The sequence below is a fragment of the Kitasatospora sp. NBC_01246 genome (genome assembly GCF_036226505.1).
Classification (GTDB): Bacteria; Actinomycetota; Actinomycetes; order Streptomycetales; family Streptomycetaceae; genus Kitasatospora.
Genome location: NZ_CP108484.1, coordinates 7,047,707 through 7,062,651 on the forward strand (window position 1 = coordinate 7,047,707; position 14,945 = coordinate 7,062,651).

The 14,945-nt window shown below is 73.2% G+C and carries 11 protein-coding genes; 6 read left to right on the top strand and 5 right to left on the bottom strand.

Translation table 11 applies throughout. The features are described 5' to 3' along the window. Positions 1 to 5: 5 nt before the first annotated feature. The 3 genes from OG618_RS29910 to OG618_RS29920 form a co-directional block, all read right to left on the bottom strand. Positions 6 to 1,673 carry a trypsin-like serine protease gene (locus OG618_RS29910; RefSeq protein WP_329490683.1) on the bottom strand — a complete coding sequence of 556 codons (1,668 nt, stop codon included), beginning with the start codon at positions 1,671 to 1,673 and terminating at the stop codon, positions 6 to 8. Positions 1,674 to 1,770: 97 nt separating this feature from the next. Beyond that, positions 1,771 to 3,399 carry a trypsin-like serine protease gene (locus OG618_RS29915; protein ID WP_329490684.1) on the bottom strand — a complete coding sequence of 543 codons (1,629 nt, stop codon included), beginning with the start codon at positions 3,397 to 3,399 and terminating at the stop codon, positions 1,771 to 1,773. A 92-nt stretch (positions 3,400 to 3,491) separates the two neighbouring features. Next, a complete protein-coding gene (locus OG618_RS29920; protein ID WP_329490685.1) occupies positions 3,492 to 3,980 on the bottom strand; it encodes a hypothetical protein in 489 nt (162 codons plus the stop codon). A gap of 381 nt (positions 3,981 to 4,361) precedes the next feature. Between OG618_RS29920 and OG618_RS29925 the strand changes: the two genes are divergently transcribed. The 4 genes from OG618_RS29925 to OG618_RS29940 all read left to right on the top strand — a co-directional run bounded on the left by OG618_RS29925 (position 4,362) and on the right by OG618_RS29940 (position 9,994). Continuing rightward, positions 4,362 to 7,859, top strand: coding sequence for an ALF repeat-containing protein (locus tag OG618_RS29925; protein WP_329490686.1), 3,498 nt, complete (start codon positions 4,362 to 4,364; stop codon positions 7,857 to 7,859). Then, positions 7,832 to 8,293 (top strand): hypothetical protein, encoded by a 462-nt coding sequence (locus OG618_RS29930; protein ID WP_329490687.1) that lies wholly within the window; start codon positions 7,832 to 7,834, stop codon positions 8,291 to 8,293. Before OG618_RS29925 ends, OG618_RS29930 begins: the two co-directional genes overlap by 28 nt. A 247-nt stretch (positions 8,294 to 8,540) precedes the next feature. Then, positions 8,541 to 9,410: an AraC family transcriptional regulator gene (locus tag OG618_RS29935; RefSeq protein ID WP_329492343.1), complete on the top strand. Its 870-nt coding sequence runs from the start codon at positions 8,541 to 8,543 to the stop codon at positions 9,408 to 9,410. An 80-nt stretch (positions 9,411 to 9,490) separates the two neighbouring features. Next, entirely contained in the window at positions 9,491 to 9,994 is a 504-nt protein-coding gene (locus OG618_RS29940) for a DinB family protein (protein WP_329490688.1), read from the top strand. A 30-nt stretch (positions 9,995 to 10,024) separates the two neighbouring features. On the opposite strand, the gene OG618_RS29945 is transcribed toward OG618_RS29940, so the two are convergent. Next, positions 10,025 to 11,269 (bottom strand): amidohydrolase, encoded by a 1,245-nt coding sequence (locus OG618_RS29945; RefSeq protein ID WP_329490690.1) that lies wholly within the window; start codon positions 11,267 to 11,269, stop codon positions 10,025 to 10,027. A 251-nt stretch (positions 11,270 to 11,520) separates the two neighbouring features. Between OG618_RS29945 and OG618_RS29950 the strand changes: the two genes are divergently transcribed. Both OG618_RS29950 and OG618_RS29955 read left to right on the top strand, forming a co-directional pair. Continuing rightward, entirely contained in the window at positions 11,521 to 12,444 is a 924-nt protein-coding gene (locus tag OG618_RS29950; protein WP_329490691.1) for an NADP-dependent oxidoreductase, read from the top strand. Beyond that, the gene (locus tag OG618_RS29955) at positions 12,441 to 13,208 is read left to right on the top strand and encodes a VOC family protein (protein ID WP_329490692.1); all 768 of its coding nucleotides are present in this window, start codon (positions 12,441 to 12,443) and stop codon (positions 13,206 to 13,208) included. The genes OG618_RS29950 and OG618_RS29955 overlap by 4 nt, the downstream gene beginning before the upstream one ends. Before the next feature lie 150 nt (positions 13,209 to 13,358). On the opposite strand, the gene lnt is transcribed toward OG618_RS29955, so the two are convergent. Next, positions 13,359 to 14,921: an apolipoprotein N-acyltransferase gene (gene lnt, locus OG618_RS29960; RefSeq protein ID WP_329490693.1), complete on the bottom strand. Its 1,563-nt coding sequence runs from the start codon at positions 14,919 to 14,921 to the stop codon at positions 13,359 to 13,361. Positions 14,922 to 14,945 lie beyond the last annotated feature (24 nt).

Below are 14,945 nucleotides of genomic sequence, written 5' to 3' on the forward strand. Positions count from 1 at the left end.
GTGTGCTAGAGGGTGCCGGTGATGGCGGTGCCGGTGTGGTCGCCGTTCACGCCCTGGAGGTTCAGGGCCTGGGGGGCGGTCCAGTTGCCGTCCGCGAGGCGGGTGGTGGTCAGGACGCGGTTGTCGCCGGTGGTGATGGCGAACTGGGCGCCGGTGTCGACCGGGGCGGCGCTGACCGAGGTGGCCGTGACCTGCCCGATGACGCTGCTGACGGAGCCGAAGGGCTGCCAGGAGGCGTTGGCGTAGCGGATGGTGTGGAGCTGGGCGCCGGTGTCGGTGACGACGACGAGGTTCATGTCGTCGCCCTGGCGGGCCATCGCGAGCGAGGTGACCGGGGCGGTGGCGCCGGCGGCGCCGGCGACCGCGCCCCAGGCGCTCCAGCTGCCGGTGGAGCCGGAGCGGATGGTGTGGTAGACCTGCCCGCCCGCGACGGCGGCGACCTGGAGATCCCCGCCGACTCCGGCCGTGGCGAGGGTGGTGACGCCGCTCAGGGGCCCGGCGGCCTCGAAGACCTTGCCGAAGCCGGTCCAGTACCCGCCGCTGGTGCGGACGCTGTGGAAGAGCTGGCCGTCGGCGAGGACGACGACCTCCAGGTTGGCGCCGGTGGAGGCGATGGCGACCTGGGTGATGTTGCCGAGGTCGCCGACGTTGGTGTTGAGGTCGCCGAAACCGGCCCAGGTGCCGTCGAGGTGGCGGATGGTGTGGTGCAGGTGGCCGTCGCCGCCGAGGGCGACGACGTGGGTGTCGCCGTTGATGCCGGCGGTGGCGACGGCGCGCACGCCGCCGATGTCCCCGGCTTTGGCCTGGACGTCCTCGAACGGGGTCCAGGAGCCGTCGTAGAGGCGGGCGGCCTGGAAGAGGCCGGTGCCGCCCTTGACCAGGGCCTGGGTCTTCCAGCCGACCGAGGTGCCGCGCACCTGCTGGACCCAGGCGGTGAGGTCGTCGACGCGGGTGTTGGTGGCGCCGGTGCGGGTCTCGGTGCTGCCGAAGCAGCCGCCCTGCCAGGAGCGGGAGGCGATGGCGGCGAGTTCGGTCCTGCCGTTGACCTCGCGGACGGCGGGGGCGCCGGTGTCGCCCTGGCAGATCGAGGCGCCGGCGGTGCCGGTGGTGCTGACGGCGTTCGCGGTGACGGCGCCGACGTTGAAGACGCCGCTGTGGAGCTTGAGGGGCACCCACTCGGTCTTGGTGCGGCCGTAGGCGGGTACGCGCAGGTTCTCGCCGGCGGTGGGCGCGGTGGTGGCGAGGGTGAGCGGGGTGATGCCGTCGACGGGTGTGGCGAGGCGGGCCATCACGAGGTCGCGGTCCTGGCGGGGGACGAGCTCGACGATCTCGGTGGTGGCGCCGGTGGTGGTGGTGAGGTCGGTGCGGCCGACGGTGGCGGTGGTCTTCCACTTCGGTGCGCCGGCGGTCAGGGTCTGGGGCTGGGCGGGGTCGTCGGCGAAGCAGCTGGCGGCGGTGATGATCCAGTTGCGGTCGACGAGCGCGCCGGTGCAGGCGCGGACGTTGTCGCCGATGGTGAGCTTGGCGGTGTAGGCATGGGCGCCGTCCGACGCCGGGTCCGCGGCGACGGCGCCGGCAGGCGCGGCGGAGAAGGTGGCGAGCGCGCCGACGACGGCGGTCGCGGCGGCGAGCGCCCCCGCGCGGCTGGTACGGGCCGTGGTGGTGCTGGGCATGGAGGCCCCCTGGGATCGGAATGGAGCAGGTAGGAGCGGTGGGGTGAGTGATCGGTCCGATCACTCACCCCACCGGGTCATGCGAGGTGACGCGAGGTCAGTTGGTGCTGGTGGCGGTGATGGCCTTGACGCCGCCCGCGCCCCCGGGAACCTCGCCCCAGCTGGTCCAGCGGCCGGCGTTGTAGTCGGCGTCGATGCCGTACACCTTGTCGTCCTCGTTCACGGCGTAGACGTGGACGACGTTGTTGGAGGTGCTGCTGGTGACGGCCTTCAGGCGGTTGTCACTGATCTTGGCCCACTGCGGGTCCCAGTAGCCGGTGTCGTAGTGACCGCTGGTGGTGTAGAAGGCGTTGGCACCGGCGATCGCCAGGTCGATCGTGGCGCCGTGGGTGCTGGCGCTGATCGACTTCACGTTCGGCAGGCTGCCGGGCAGCTCGGCCCAGTCGCTCCAGCCGACGCCGTAGTCCGCGGCGCGGGTGTACACCTTGTCGTCCTCGTTGATGACGAAGACGTGGGTGGAGTTGTTGTAGTACGCGCTGGTGACGGCCTTCAGGTGGTTGTCACCGATCTTGTCCCAGTACGGGTTCCAGGCACCGGTGTCGTAGTTCCCGGTGGTCGCGTACAGCGAGCCGTCGCTGCCGATGATCATCAGGTCGGCGAGGTTGCCACGGGCACTGACGGAGATGTCCTTGACGCCCGAGGCTCCGCCGGGGACCTCGTTCCAGTTGCCCCAGGTGCCGCCAACCCGGCCGTCACGGCCGTAGACGTGACCGTCGCCGGCGACCGCGAAGACGTGGACGACGTCACCGATGGCGACGCTGTCGACCTTGAGGAGCCGGCTGTCGCCCATCGGGGTCCAGGTGCGGGTCCAGCGGCCGGCGTTGTAGTCCGCGACCGAGTCCGACAGGGCATCGTCGGAGCCGACGATCTGCACATGGGTACCCGCCTGCACGTCCGCGGTGCGGAACCGCAGCTCCTTCACCCAGGCGGTGAGGTCGTCGACGCGGGTGTTGGTGGCGCCGGTGCGGGTTTCGGTGCTGCCGAAGCAGCCGCCCTGCCAGGAGCGGGAGGCGATGGCGGCGAGTTCGGTCCTGCCGTTGACCTCGCGGACGGCGGGGGCGCCGGTGTCGCCCTGGCAGATCGAGGCGCCGGCGGTGCCGGTGGTGCTGACGGCGTTCGCGGTGACGGCGCCGACGTTGAAGACGCCGCTGTGGAGCTTGAGGGGCACCCACTCGGTCTTGGTGCGGCCGTAGGCGGGTACGCGCAGGTTCTCGCCGGCGGTGGGCGCGGTGGTGGCGAGGGTGAGCGGGGTGATGCCGTCGACGGGTGTGGCGAGGCGGGCCATCACGAGGTCGCGGTCCTGGCGGGGGACGAGCTCGACGATCTCGGTGGTGGCGCCGGTGGTGGTGGTGAGGTCGGTGCGGCCGACGGTGGCGGTGGTCTTCCACTTCGGTGCGCCGGCGGTCAGGGTCTGGGGCTGGGCGGGGTCGTCGGCGAAGCAGCTGGCGGCGGTGATGATCCAGTTGCGGTCGACGAGCGCGCCGGTGCAGGCGCGGACGTTGTCGCCGATGGCGAGCTTGGCGGTGTAGGCGTAGGCGCCGTCCGACGCCGGGTCACCGACGACGGCCCCGGCCACGCCGCTGAAGCCCGCAGTGAGAGCGCCGGCGGAGACGGCGGCCGAGCAGAGGACCGCCTTCAGTTTCGGCCCGGAAAGACTACGAGGCATGTGTTCTCATCCAATGTGACGCAGGGGGTGTGGGAGTACCGGAGAGCAGCTTGGGGCAGGCGGTCGTGCGTCGACGCCGGCCGCCACGGCCGCTACTTGGTTGCCGTGATCTTGACGAGGCTGTGATCGCGCCGCTGCGGATCGGTGGGCTCCCCGACCTCCGTCCAGAGAGGACTCTTCGGCACGTTGAACGTCACGCCGGTGCCGTTGAGCGTCATGTCGGCCCGGACGTTGTACGCGGTGCTCTTGATGCTCGTCACCTTGGCCACATCCATCGTCAGGGAGCCGCTGTCCCCGGTGACCTGGAAGCAGAACTTGGCCCGGGTCCGAGCCGTCACCTCGATGAGGTCCGCCGGCCCGCAGTCGGCGAGGACGATGTGCCCGTCGCCGCCCTTGAGGATGAGCCCGGTCAGTGCGAAGACCTTGTCCGCCTGAGGGTAGGAGAAGTCCTCGACGGCTACCGGCGGTATCTCCTGACCCCCGTCGTCACCGCTCGCCGCGAAGACTGTCGATGCCCCTGCGGCAACCGCGATAAGCGCGGCTGCGGCGCCGCCGGCGAGAAGTCGAATGGAAAGTCTCATCGGGTGTACATCCTCCGTCTACCAAAGGCCGAGTAAGCGCTCGCCACGAACCCTGGATGACGTCGGGAAGATCCGACGACTGTCCGTACGGAACGTTCCGAGCGTGAGTTATGTGTATTTAACCACCAGGGCTCGCGGAGCTGCACGCGAGGCTGACGCGGTGTCGGATATTTCTCCTTTGACGCCATATCTGTGGGGAGCGGATGTTTTAGGCGCCAAGGAAGTTCGACTAGGATCGGGCGGCCCGTGGTTTGCTGATGCGCCATGGATTTACGACTAGAGCTGACTCAAGCTCAGCGCAACGTACTGATGGGTCATTGAATGTTCGGTCAAATAGCCCGGAAAAGGCCGCGCACAGCGGCTCGCCCCCGGGCATTCGTTGTGGGAGCAGTGCTCCTTGGACTCTGTGGCGGAGCGCTCGCCACACCGGCTGCCGCAGGTGACACATCCCCCGGCGCTCAGTCGGAGGGCGCTCCTGCGCTCACCGATCGTGGCAAGGCGTTCGCGGCCTGGGTCGATGGCGGCCGTGCCACGAAGACCGCCGCGGAGAAGGCCCTCACGGGTTCGGACCTGGACGTGACCGCCTTCCTCAACGAGGGCCTCAAGGCCGCGTCCGCGGAGGACGACCGGACGGCCGTCCTCCGCATGGTCAACACGAGCGGTCCCGGGGTCCGAGTGGCCGCCGAGCAGGCGCTGAACGGCACTCCGCAGGACGTCCACGCCTTCCTGGAGTCGGGCTGGAAGGCACCGTACCGGGACGACGAGCACGTCGCCGTCCTCGCCGCCATCCACGTCGGAGGCCGGGGAGTGCGGGACGCGGGACAGGAGGCCCTCAACAGCAGTTCGCCGGACGCGCTGGCGGCCTTCCTCATGTCCGGCCGCCAGCAGGCCGAGGCCGACGACGAGCGCGTCGATGTCCTCGCGATGCTGAAGGACGCCGGTCCGGCGGTCCGGAAGGCCGCCCAGGAGGCCCTGAACGGCTCGGCGGCCGAGATCCACACCTTCATGACGCGCGACCTCCCCACCGCCCGGGCACGGGACCAGGAGACGATGAGCGTCTCCCAGCTCGTCAGCAGTGCCAAGCAGTCCGGGCAGGAGGCGCGCAAGGAGACCGCGTCGGCGCAGGAAGCCTCCCAGCGCGCACAGGACGCGGCACGGCTCGCCAAGGAGGCCGCCCAGCGGGCCGCCGAGGAAACCGCAGCCGCCAAGGACTCGACGAGTCGCGCGGCGGAAGCCGCCGGCCGGGCGGCGGATGCGGCGCTCGCCGCGGCTGACGCGGCACGGACCGCGTCCAGCGCCGCGAGTTCGGCGAACCAGGCCGTGAGGGCCGCGGCCAACGCCGCATCCGCCGCCGCGTCGGCGGCCGCCGGCGCCGAGCGTGCGGCGAACCGCGCCAGGTCCGCGGCCGGGGCAGCGGCCCAGGACCGGAACCAGGCGGCGGCGGCACGCAAGGCGGCTCAGGACGCCCGGGACGCCGCCGGGGCGGCGAACACCGCCGCGGAGGCCGCTCAGAGCACGGAGACCGCCGCGCGCGAGGCGGAGTCCGCAGGCAGGGCCGCGTCGAGCGCGGGTACCCATGCCGCCGCGGCGGCCACCGCGGCGGCCACCGCAGGTGGCTACAGCCAGGCGTCCGGTGCGCAGGCACAGCGGGCGGCACAGGCTTCCGAGACGGCCCGGCGCTCCGCCGACACGGCCACCCGGGCCGCCAACTCGGCCGCGGCGCTGGCCAAGCAGGCCGGCGACGCAGCGAAGCAGGCCCAGCAGGCGGCCAAGGAGTCGGCCGAGCACGCCAACGCCTCGGCCCTGGCGGCCGACGACGCGGCCGACCATGCCGGCTCCGCCGGAAACTGGGCGGATGTGTCGGCCACCCACGCGGACGCCGCCGGAAAGGCCGCCGACGCCGCGACCCGCGCGGTCGATCAGGCCCGGTCCGTCGCGGAGATCGCCCGCGCTGCCGAGGCGGCGCAGCTCGAAGTGGACCGCGACCAGGCATTGCAGGACGCGGAGAAGCTCAGGAAGGACGGCGAGGACCGCACGACCGCTGCCGTCCTGGCACAGACCGAGGAAACCCGGCGCGACGCCGAGACCAAGCAGCTCATCGCCGACGTCACCGCCCCCGGCGTCGCTCAGGACACGGTCGTCACCAAGGGACGACAGGCGGCGCTGCGCCTCCAGTCCACCGGTGGCCCCTGGACGAGCAAGGCGGCCGAGACCGCGCTCACCGGGAACGAGTCCGACATCGTCGCCTGGGTGACGACCGGCAGGCTCGTCGCGGCCGAGCAGGACGACCGGGCCAGGGTCGCCGACATGGTCGACTCCGGCGCGCCGGATCTGAAGAAGGCCGCGGAGGCCGTGCTCTACGCCCCGCGGGGAGACGTCGAGCAGTTCCTGCTCTCCGGGCAGCACCTCGCCCAGACGGACGACTACCGGGTTCGGGTACTGGAGATCATGCACTCCGGGGGGCGTGCGGTGAAGGAGGCGGGTTCGGCCGCGATCGACGCCGGGACGCCGCAGGCGCTCCGGGACTTCCTCGATGCCGGACAGTACCGGGCCAGGGAGGAGGACGATCGTGTCGACACCCTGGCGATCATGAACACGGGGGGGCCGAACGTCAAGGCGACCGCCCAGGTGGCGCTCGCCGGTCCGCCGACCATGCTGCACGCGTTCGTCACGGAGGCCCAGTTCGACGCGACCAAGCGTGATCAGGAATCGACCGTCCACGTCTTGAGTATCAGCCGACTGTTGGAGGAGGCCTCCGCCGCCGCAGCCCAGGCCCATGAGGACGCCGCCCGCGCGAGCGAGGCATCCGCGACGGCCCGGGGCGCGGCGCAGGAGGCGGCCGGCTACGCCCAGCAAGCCCGTAACTCCGCTACGGAGGCCACGACTTACCGGGACAAGGCGGGCGAGTACTCGGCGCAGGCCGACAAGAGCGCGCAGTCGGCTGACGGGTCGGCCCAGCGGGCCAAGGAGGCCGCCGTGGCAGCGAAGGCCTCTGCTGTGGCCGCCTCCAAGTACGCGTCCAGGGCCGGTGCCTCGGCGGCGCATGCGCGATCGAGTGCCGCGGACGCCTACGCGGCCGCTGCGTCCGCGCGTCAGAGCGCGCTCGCGGCGGGGAAGGACTCAGTCCAGGCGGCCGCCGCCGCGGCCGAGGCGGTCCTGATCCAGGCAGCCAAGAAGCAGGCCGAGGACGAGGCGCGTCGGAAGGCCGAGGCGACCACGCCGCCGCAGCCGGGTACCGGAGGGGGAACCGGGAGCGGAACCGGCGGGCCGTTGGTCACCGTGACGGGTTATCCGCGGCTGCTCTTCCAGAACCGGATGGGCCCCATGGACGTGTTCTGGGGCTGGGTCGGGGGTCAACTGCCCAACGACCTCTACTTCTTCGACGGCGACTACTTGATGGACGAGGTGAAGAAGCTCGATCACGTCAAGAACGTCCACAAGGGCCTGGCTTACGGCGACATCATCAACTTGCCGGTCGGCTTCCAGGTGCAGGCGCCCTACAGCATCGGAAGCTACTCCCAGCAGCAGATCAAGTCGCTCTTCTGGCAGGACATGACGTCCCTCGTCGGCATTCCCAAGGTGTCGAACCTCTGGGCCGACGACCGCAGCCGGACAAAGGTCCTGCTGGGTAGTTTCACTATGAACTACCGGGTCATCGAGCGGGACACCAAGCGCGGTAGCTCGAAAGTGCAGTTCGAGATCACCAACGCGACGACCGCGGAATCCGGGACCAGGCCTCCTGGTTCGGGAGGCTACTCTGGGTCCGACAGCAATTCATGGGCTGCGGGCACGCTGAGGTCGCTGGGTGTTCATGATGTCAACCAGCACTTCCTGTGGACCGAGGAGATCAAGTGGCCCAGTATCGAGCCTGGAAAGTAGCCGTTGTCGCGGTGGTGGCTCTCCTGTCGGCCACGGCGTGCGGTCAGTACGACCAGGCCCACAGGGTGGTCGTCGAAGAGTCGGCCGTGAAGGGCCAGTGGGCCAACGGCGAGGGCGGTACGATCGCTCTCAACACTGACGGTTCGTTCACCCTCTCGGGGATATCGGAACAGACCATGTTCGCCTCTGTCGCGGGTACGGTCAGGACTGCGGCGGGTTCGTGGAGCTTCTTCTCGCGCTCCAACGTCTCGGGCGTCCGGCTCGCCGGCGCCTGGAACGACGCCTCGCCGGCCCCGTTCACGGTCGACATGGCACTCGACTGTCACCAGGGGAAGGCCCAGCTGTTCTTCGACACGCAGCAGCCGGCCAGCCGGACCAACAACTTCGAGCGTACGGAGGGACCAGCGGCCTGTTCGGTCACCTCGGCCGGCTGACGTCCGCTGGACGAGCAGTCCCACCTGGAGTGTCCATCGGCCGGCTGGTCGGGTGAGCTGCCGGTAGGCCGGATTGCGGAAGGGGCGGGGGACATCCACCTGGATGTCCCCCGCCCCTTCCGCATGTCGGGCTTCCCCTGTGCTCGTTCCGCTCCCGGACCCGATCGGAGCGGGCACAGGTTGTCGGGTGGGGGAGGGTGGGGGGTTCCTACGGTGGTGGGCAGTGAGAGGGAAGGACGGGGTCGGGGTGCTGGAGCAGGTCAACCGGGCCATGGAGTACGTCGAGGAGCACCTGGACGGGGTGATCGACGTGGGTGAGCTGGCGCGGATCGCGCGGACGTCGGAGTACCACTTCCGGCGGATGTTCTCCGCGCTGGCCGGGATGCCGTTGTCGGAGTACGTGCGGCGTCGGCGGCTGACCGTGGCCGGGGCCGAGGTGCTGGCCGGTGAGCGGACGCTGCTCGACGTGGCGGTCCGGTACGGCTACACCTCGGGGGAGGCGTTCGCCCGGGCGTTCCGGGCGATGCACGGCGTCGGACCGGGTGAGGCCCGGCGCGGCGGCGTGGTGCTGCGGTCCCAGCCCCGGATGTCCTTCCGACTCGTCGTCGAAGGGAGCAGCAGTATGGAATACCGCATCGTGGAGAAGCCCGGGTTCCGGGTGGTCGGTCGGCGGGCCCGGGTCCCGCTCGTCCACGAGGGGGTGAATCCGGCCATCGCGGCGTTCATCCGGGGGATCGCACCGGAGGTCGTCGACCGGATCACGGCCCTCTCGGACCAGGAGCCGGACGGCGTCGTCTCGGTCACCGAGTTCTTCTCGGACAGCCGGGAGGAGGGCGTCGAACTCGACTACTACCACGCGGTGGTGGCAGGTGCGGACGTCGTCGTGCCGGAGGATCTGGACGTGCGGGAGGTGCCGGCCGGGACCTGGGCCGTCTTCTCCGTCACCGGGGCGTTCCCGCAGGCGCTCCAGGAGATGTGGCGGGACGTCTACACCCAGTGGTTCCCGTCCAACCCCTACGAGACCCGGCCGGGGCCGGAGATCCTGCGCACCCGCTTCCTGGCCGACGGCGTCGCCGAGGCGGAGCTGTGGACCGGCGTGGAGCGGGTCGCCCGGTGAACCCTGCCGCATGGTGAACTGGGCCGGGCCGATGGGACGTTGACGGTCCCATCGGCCCGGCCGCCTGTTAGGGTCCGCGCATGACGAAGCGTGTGCCCTTCCAGGGGGCCGAGAAGGAGAGTCTGTTCGTTGCGCTCGACCGGCACCGCGACGCGGTGCTGTGGAAGCTGGAGGGGCTGGACGACGAGCAGCTGCGCCGGCCGATGACGGCGTCCGGGACGACGCTGCTGGGGCTGGTCAAGCACCTCGGCGGGGTCGAACTCGGCTGGTTCTGCCGGACGTTCGGCCGGGACACCGGCCCGCTGCCGTTCGACCTCGCCGAGGACGAGCAGTCCGACCTGCGGGTGCGCCCGGACGAGTCCACCGCCGATCTGCTGACCTTCTACGCCCGCGCCCGGGCCAGTGCCGACCAGGTCATCGAGGAGTTCGGGCTCGACGACCTGGGCCGGGCCTGGTTCGGCGACCAGGTGTCGCTGCGCTGGGTGCTGATCCACATGGCGACCGAGACCGCTCGGCACGCGGGCCACATGGACATCCTGCGCGAGCTGATCGACGGGCGGACGGGGGACCACAACCGGGGCTGACGGCCCGGGAGCGGGAGCGCCGGCCCCGGGTCAGCTCAGGAAGCGGCCGTCCCGGGCCACCACCCGCCCGGCCCGGACGACCAGTTCGCGCTCGGGCAGGTCGACCACCACCTGGGGCAGGCACTCGCCCGTCAGCAGCATGAAGTCGGCCGGCGAACCCGGGGCGAGGTCGGCGGCGGGCAGGCCCAGCAGGTCGGCGCCGCCGCCGGCCGCGAGGGCGAAGCACTCGGTGAGCTCCGCGTCGGTCCGCGCGTCGGTGGTCCAGCCGAGCAGGTGGGCCCGGTGCAGCATGTCGGCGTTGCCGAACGGGCTCCAGGAGTCCCGCACGCCGTCCGAGCCGAGCCCGACCCGCACGCCGTGCGCCGCCAACTTCCGGAAGGGCAGCACCTGGTGGGCGGACGGCGCGACGGTGGTGAGCCCGATGCCGGCCCCGGCCAGCAGCTCGGCCAGGGCGTCGAGCGGGCCGCCGGACAGCTCCGGCACGCAGAAGGCGTGGCTGACCACCACCCTGCCCTGCAGCCCGGCGGCCTTCGTCCGGGCGGCGATGTCGTGCAGCGGGGCGAGGCCGCGCTCGCCGGTGTCGTGCAGATGGATGTCGAGGGGGAGGCCGTACCGCTCGGCGAGGCCGAAGACCTGGTCGAGCTGCGACGGTCCCTCGCCCGCGAAGCCCTCGCCCCCGGCTCCGTCGAACCCGGCCGGGTCGATGCCGCCGACCGCGTCGATCAGCCCGCTCGCCGCCGCCTCCGCGAGCAGCGCCCCCGCGCCCGGCGTCCGGCGCACCCCGTGCTGCGGGAAGGCCACCACCTGGACGTCCAGCGCCGCGCCCAGTCGCTCCCGGGCGGCCACCAGCCCCTCCACGCCCGCCAGGCCGTACGCGGGTGCCACGTCCACATGGGCCCGCACCGCCCGGGTGCCCCGGGTCACCGCGTGCGCGAGGAGCCGCTCGGCCCGCTCGGCGAGCGGGGTGCGCTGGTGCTCGTACAGCTCGACGTCGCCCCGGACGTACTCCGGCAGGCCGCGCGCCGGGCGCCGGCTGTACCAGGGTTCGCCCCAGGCGGTCTTGTCGGGGTGGATGTGCGCGTCCACCAGGGTCGGCAGCGCGATCCGTCCGCGGCCCTGCACGACCTCGACCCGCGCGCCCTCGGGGACCCGGTCGACCAGCAGTCCGCCGACGGCGATCAGCTCGACGGGCGCGGCCGAGCCGTGCGGCCGGACGTCGCGGAAGACGGTGGCGGTGGTGTCGGCGCTGGTGGGGGCGCTGGTGGGGGTGGTCATGGGCCCTCCCGGTTCGGCGGGGTCGGTCGGCGACCCCAACCAACCCGACGACGGTGCGACGCGTCAACTCCCGCTCGGCATGGTGACGGTGGTGCGCCGCCCGGCGGCCGGTCCCGGCACCGCTCGATCGGCGTGCAGACGGGCTCCCGCCGGCGCCCCGCACGCCCGTTCGGCGCAGCAGCGGCGGACCGGGGCCGGGGCGGGCCGCATGCTGGGGCGGGGGAGGGAGCCAGCGGAGGAGTGGATCGAGGATGGTCAAGGCGTTCGGGTTCGTCGACTACGGCGGGCCGGAGACTCAGGAGTTCCTGGACCGGCCGGTGCTGGAGCCCGGCCCGGGCCAGCTGGCGGTCAGCGTCCGGGCGGCCGGGGTGAACCCGGTGGACTGGAAGATCCGCCGGGGACTCCTCGGGCGGGACCGCGAGCTGCCCGCCGTGCTGGGCCAGGAGGCGGCGGGCGTGGTCGAGCGGATCGGCCCGGACGTCACGGGGTTCACCCCAGGGGACGAGGTGTTCGGGATCGCGGCGGCGGGCGCCTTCGCGGAGCAGACCCTGCTGCTCGCGGCGATGAGCGCGGTCAAGCCCGCCGCGCTCGGGTTCGCCGAGGCGGCGACCCTCCCGGTGGCGGCCGCGACGGCCGACGACGGGCTCCGGGACGTCGGCGTGGGAGCCGGGCAGACGCTGCTGATCCTCGGCGTCGCGGGCGGCGTGGGCAGCGTGGCCGCGCAGATCGCCCGCAGCCGGGGCATCCGGGTCGTCGGCACGGCGAGCGACGCCAACCGCGGCTACGTGGAGTCGCTGGGCGCGGTGCAGGTGCGGTACGGCGACGGCGTGGCGGAGCGGATCGCGGCGGCCGCCCCGGACGGTGTGGACGGCATCCTCGACCTGGTCGGCGGGGCCGACCTGCGGGCCGCGGCCGAGACGCTGGCCGACCGCTCGAAGCTGGTCTCCACCGTCGATCCGGGCACCGTCGCGGAGCTCGGGGGGCGTTTCGTCACCCGCGCCACCACCCCGGCGAGCCTCGCCGCCCTCGCCGCGCTGGCGGCGACCGGCGAGCTCGACGTGCACCTCACCGGCCGGCAGCCGATGGCCCACGCGGCCGAGGCACTGGCGCTGGTGGAGTCCGGGCACGCGCGCGGCAAACTGATCCTCGACATCGGCTGGGAGCAGGCGGGATGAAGCAGCGGACGGTGACGGTCGGCGGGCCCTGCTGGGTGGAGCACGGCAGCTCCGACCCGAAGGGCGCCCAGCGGTTCTACGGCGAGCTGTTCGGCTGGCGGGCCGCCGACCTCGACGCACCGCCGGAGGCCGGCGACTACACCTTCATGAAGCTGGACGGCAGGATCGCCGCCGCCGTCGCCCCGCTCTACGGGGAGGGGCAGCCGACGGCCTGGACGGTCTCCTTCGCGGTCGACGACGCGGACGCGTCCGCCGCCCGGATCACCGGGGCCGGCGGGAGCGTCGTCATCGGACCGACGGAGGCGCTCGGTCTCGGCCGGTTCGTGATCGCCGCCGACCCGTCCGGCGCGGTGTTCGGGCTCTGGCAGGGCCACGCGCTGGCGGGCCTGGAGGTGCTCAACGACCCGGGCGCGCTCGGCTGGGTGGAACTGCTCACCCGGGACCCGGACGGCGCCCGGTCGTTCTACCCGGCGGTGTTCGGCTGGACGGTCCGCCCGTCCGAGGTCTACCCCCAGTGGGGCCTGGCCGACGCCGACTTCGGCGGCATGCTGACGATGGACGACCGGTTCCCGCCGCAGGTGCCGCCGCACTGGCTGCCCTACTTCGCGGTCGCGGACGTGGATGTCACCGCCTTCCGGGCCGGGAACCTGGGCGCCGACGTCCTGCTGCCGCCCACCTCGATGCCGGACGGGCCCCGGGTCGCCGTGCTGCGCGACCCGCAGGGCGCGGCCTTCGCGGTGCACCTGGCGGGCGCGGAGGGCTGAACCCGCCCACCCGGTCGGCCTTCCGCGCCGGCCGGGCGTGGAACGAGGCCCCGCCCCGCGCCGCGCCCGCCCCGCCCCGCCCCGCTACCGCCCCGCGCCGCCCCCGCCCCCGCTACCGCCCCGCGCCGCCCAGCGTCAGCGCCGCCCCCGCTACCGCGCCGCCCGGCGCACCCGGCCGCGCCCGGCGGCCAGCACCGCCCCCGCCGTCACCAGCAGGGCGGCGGCCGGCACCACGTCACCGATCCGGTCGTACCAGGTCAGTGTCGACGGCGCGGTGAGCGGCAGCCGCACCGTCAGCGCGCCGGTGCGGTCCGTCCCGAACCGGGCCAGCTCGCGGCCCTGCGCGTCGAACGCGGCCGAGACCCCGGTGAGCGAGGCCTGGACGGCCGGCCGGCCGGTCTCGGCGGCGCGGATGGCGGCCAGCGAGACGTGCTGCTCGGGCGCCCAGGTGTCCTGGAAGGTCGAGGTCGAGGACTGGTAGACCAGCACCCGGGCGCCGTCCCGGGCGGCCGTCCGGGACATGTCGGGGAAGGCCGACTCGAAGCAGATCAGCGCCCCGACCGGTAGCGGCGCCCCCGTGCGGTCGGTGGCGGGGAGGACGTGGAACGCGTTCCCCGGGGCCCGGTTCTCGCCCGCCGCCCGGCTGACGCCGGCGATCCAGCCCAGCAGCGGGCGCAGCGGGATGTACTCGCCGAACGGCACCAGCCGGATCTTGCGGTAGCGGTCGACCGTCCCGGCGGGGGAGACCAGCACCGCGTCCTTGGAGATCCGCCCGTCGGCCTTGCGGGCGTCCTCCCCGGCCAGGATCTCGGCGCCGGTGACGGCGGAGAGCCGGCTCAGCCGGGCCGCGGCGGCCGGGTCGCGCTCCAGGTCGGCGGTGGTGCTGCTCTCGCCCCAGACGATCAGGTCGACCGGCCGCCCGCCCAGGGCGGCGGTGGCGGCGGCACTCGCCTCGAACCGGGCCTGCGGGTCCTCGACGATGCCGGGCTGGACCAGGGCCACGGTGACCGCTCCGGCGCCGGCGGGCGCGGCGCGCAGCGCGAACAGCAGCGGTCCGGCCGCCAGCACCAGCACGGTGGCCAGCGCCGCCAGGGCGCGCGGCCGCCACCCGGTGGCGGTCAGCACGATCAGCACACCGGTGTTCACGGCCACCACGGCCGCGCTGACCAGCCAGATCCCGCCGGCCGAGGCCAGCGCCAGGACGGCCGGGTGCCGCCACTGGGTGGCGCCGAGCAGCGCCCACGGGCCGCCGAGGGCGTGCCACGAGCGGGCGTACTCGGTGGTCAGCCAGACCGCGGGGACGACGGCCAGGGCGAGCAGCGCGCGCCGGGCCGTCAGCGGCGGGTGCAGCAGCCGGTGGACGGCGAGGCCGACCCCGGCCTGGAGCACGCCGAAGACCACCGCGAGCAGCGGCAGCGCCGGGCCGATGGAGGGGATCAGCCAGTACATCCCGGTGAGGATGAACCCCGCGCCGAACCACCAGCCCCGGACGGCGGCCTCCCGGGCGCTCGGCGCCCGCTGCATCAGCAGCAGGCCGGGCACCAGGGCGACCCAGGCGAGCGTGGCCAGCCCGGGGGCCGGGAAGGCGAACACCGGCAGCGCCCCGGCGGCCAGGGCGGCCCCCCGCACGCGGTAGCGGTGGGCCCGGACGGCACGGTCCGGAGGGGTGGGCGCCCGGAGGGCGGGCCGGGGCAGCGTGAGGCGGCGGGACATGCCCCGTATTGTCCGCTTCAGCGG

What these genes read in the sequence shown, in the direction of transcription:
- OG618_RS29950 (WP_329490691.1), top strand. Translation starts at nt 11,521, where the DNA reads ATGGTCAAGGCGTTCGGGTTCGTCGACTACGGCGGGCCGGAGACTCAG.
- OG618_RS29945 (WP_329490690.1), bottom strand. Translation starts at nt 11,269, where the DNA reads ATGACCACCCCCACCAGCGCCCCCACCAGCGCCGACACCACCGCCACC.
- OG618_RS29920 (WP_329490685.1), bottom strand. Translation starts at nt 3,980, where the DNA reads ATGAGACTTTCCATTCGACTTCTCGCCGGCGGCGCCGCAGCCGCGCTT.
- OG618_RS29955 (WP_329490692.1), top strand. Translation starts at nt 12,441, where the DNA reads ATGAAGCAGCGGACGGTGACGGTCGGCGGGCCCTGCTGGGTGGAGCAC.
- OG618_RS29940 (WP_329490688.1), top strand. Translation starts at nt 9,491, where the DNA reads ATGACGAAGCGTGTGCCCTTCCAGGGGGCCGAGAAGGAGAGTCTGTTC.
- lnt (WP_329490693.1), bottom strand. Translation starts at nt 14,921, where the DNA reads ATGTCCCGCCGCCTCACGCTGCCCCGGCCCGCCCTCCGGGCGCCCACC.
- OG618_RS29910 (WP_329490683.1), bottom strand. Translation starts at nt 1,673, where the DNA reads ATGCCCAGCACCACCACGGCCCGTACCAGCCGCGCGGGGGCGCTCGCC.
- OG618_RS29915 (WP_329490684.1), bottom strand. Translation starts at nt 3,399, where the DNA reads ATGCCTCGTAGTCTTTCCGGGCCGAAACTGAAGGCGGTCCTCTGCTCG.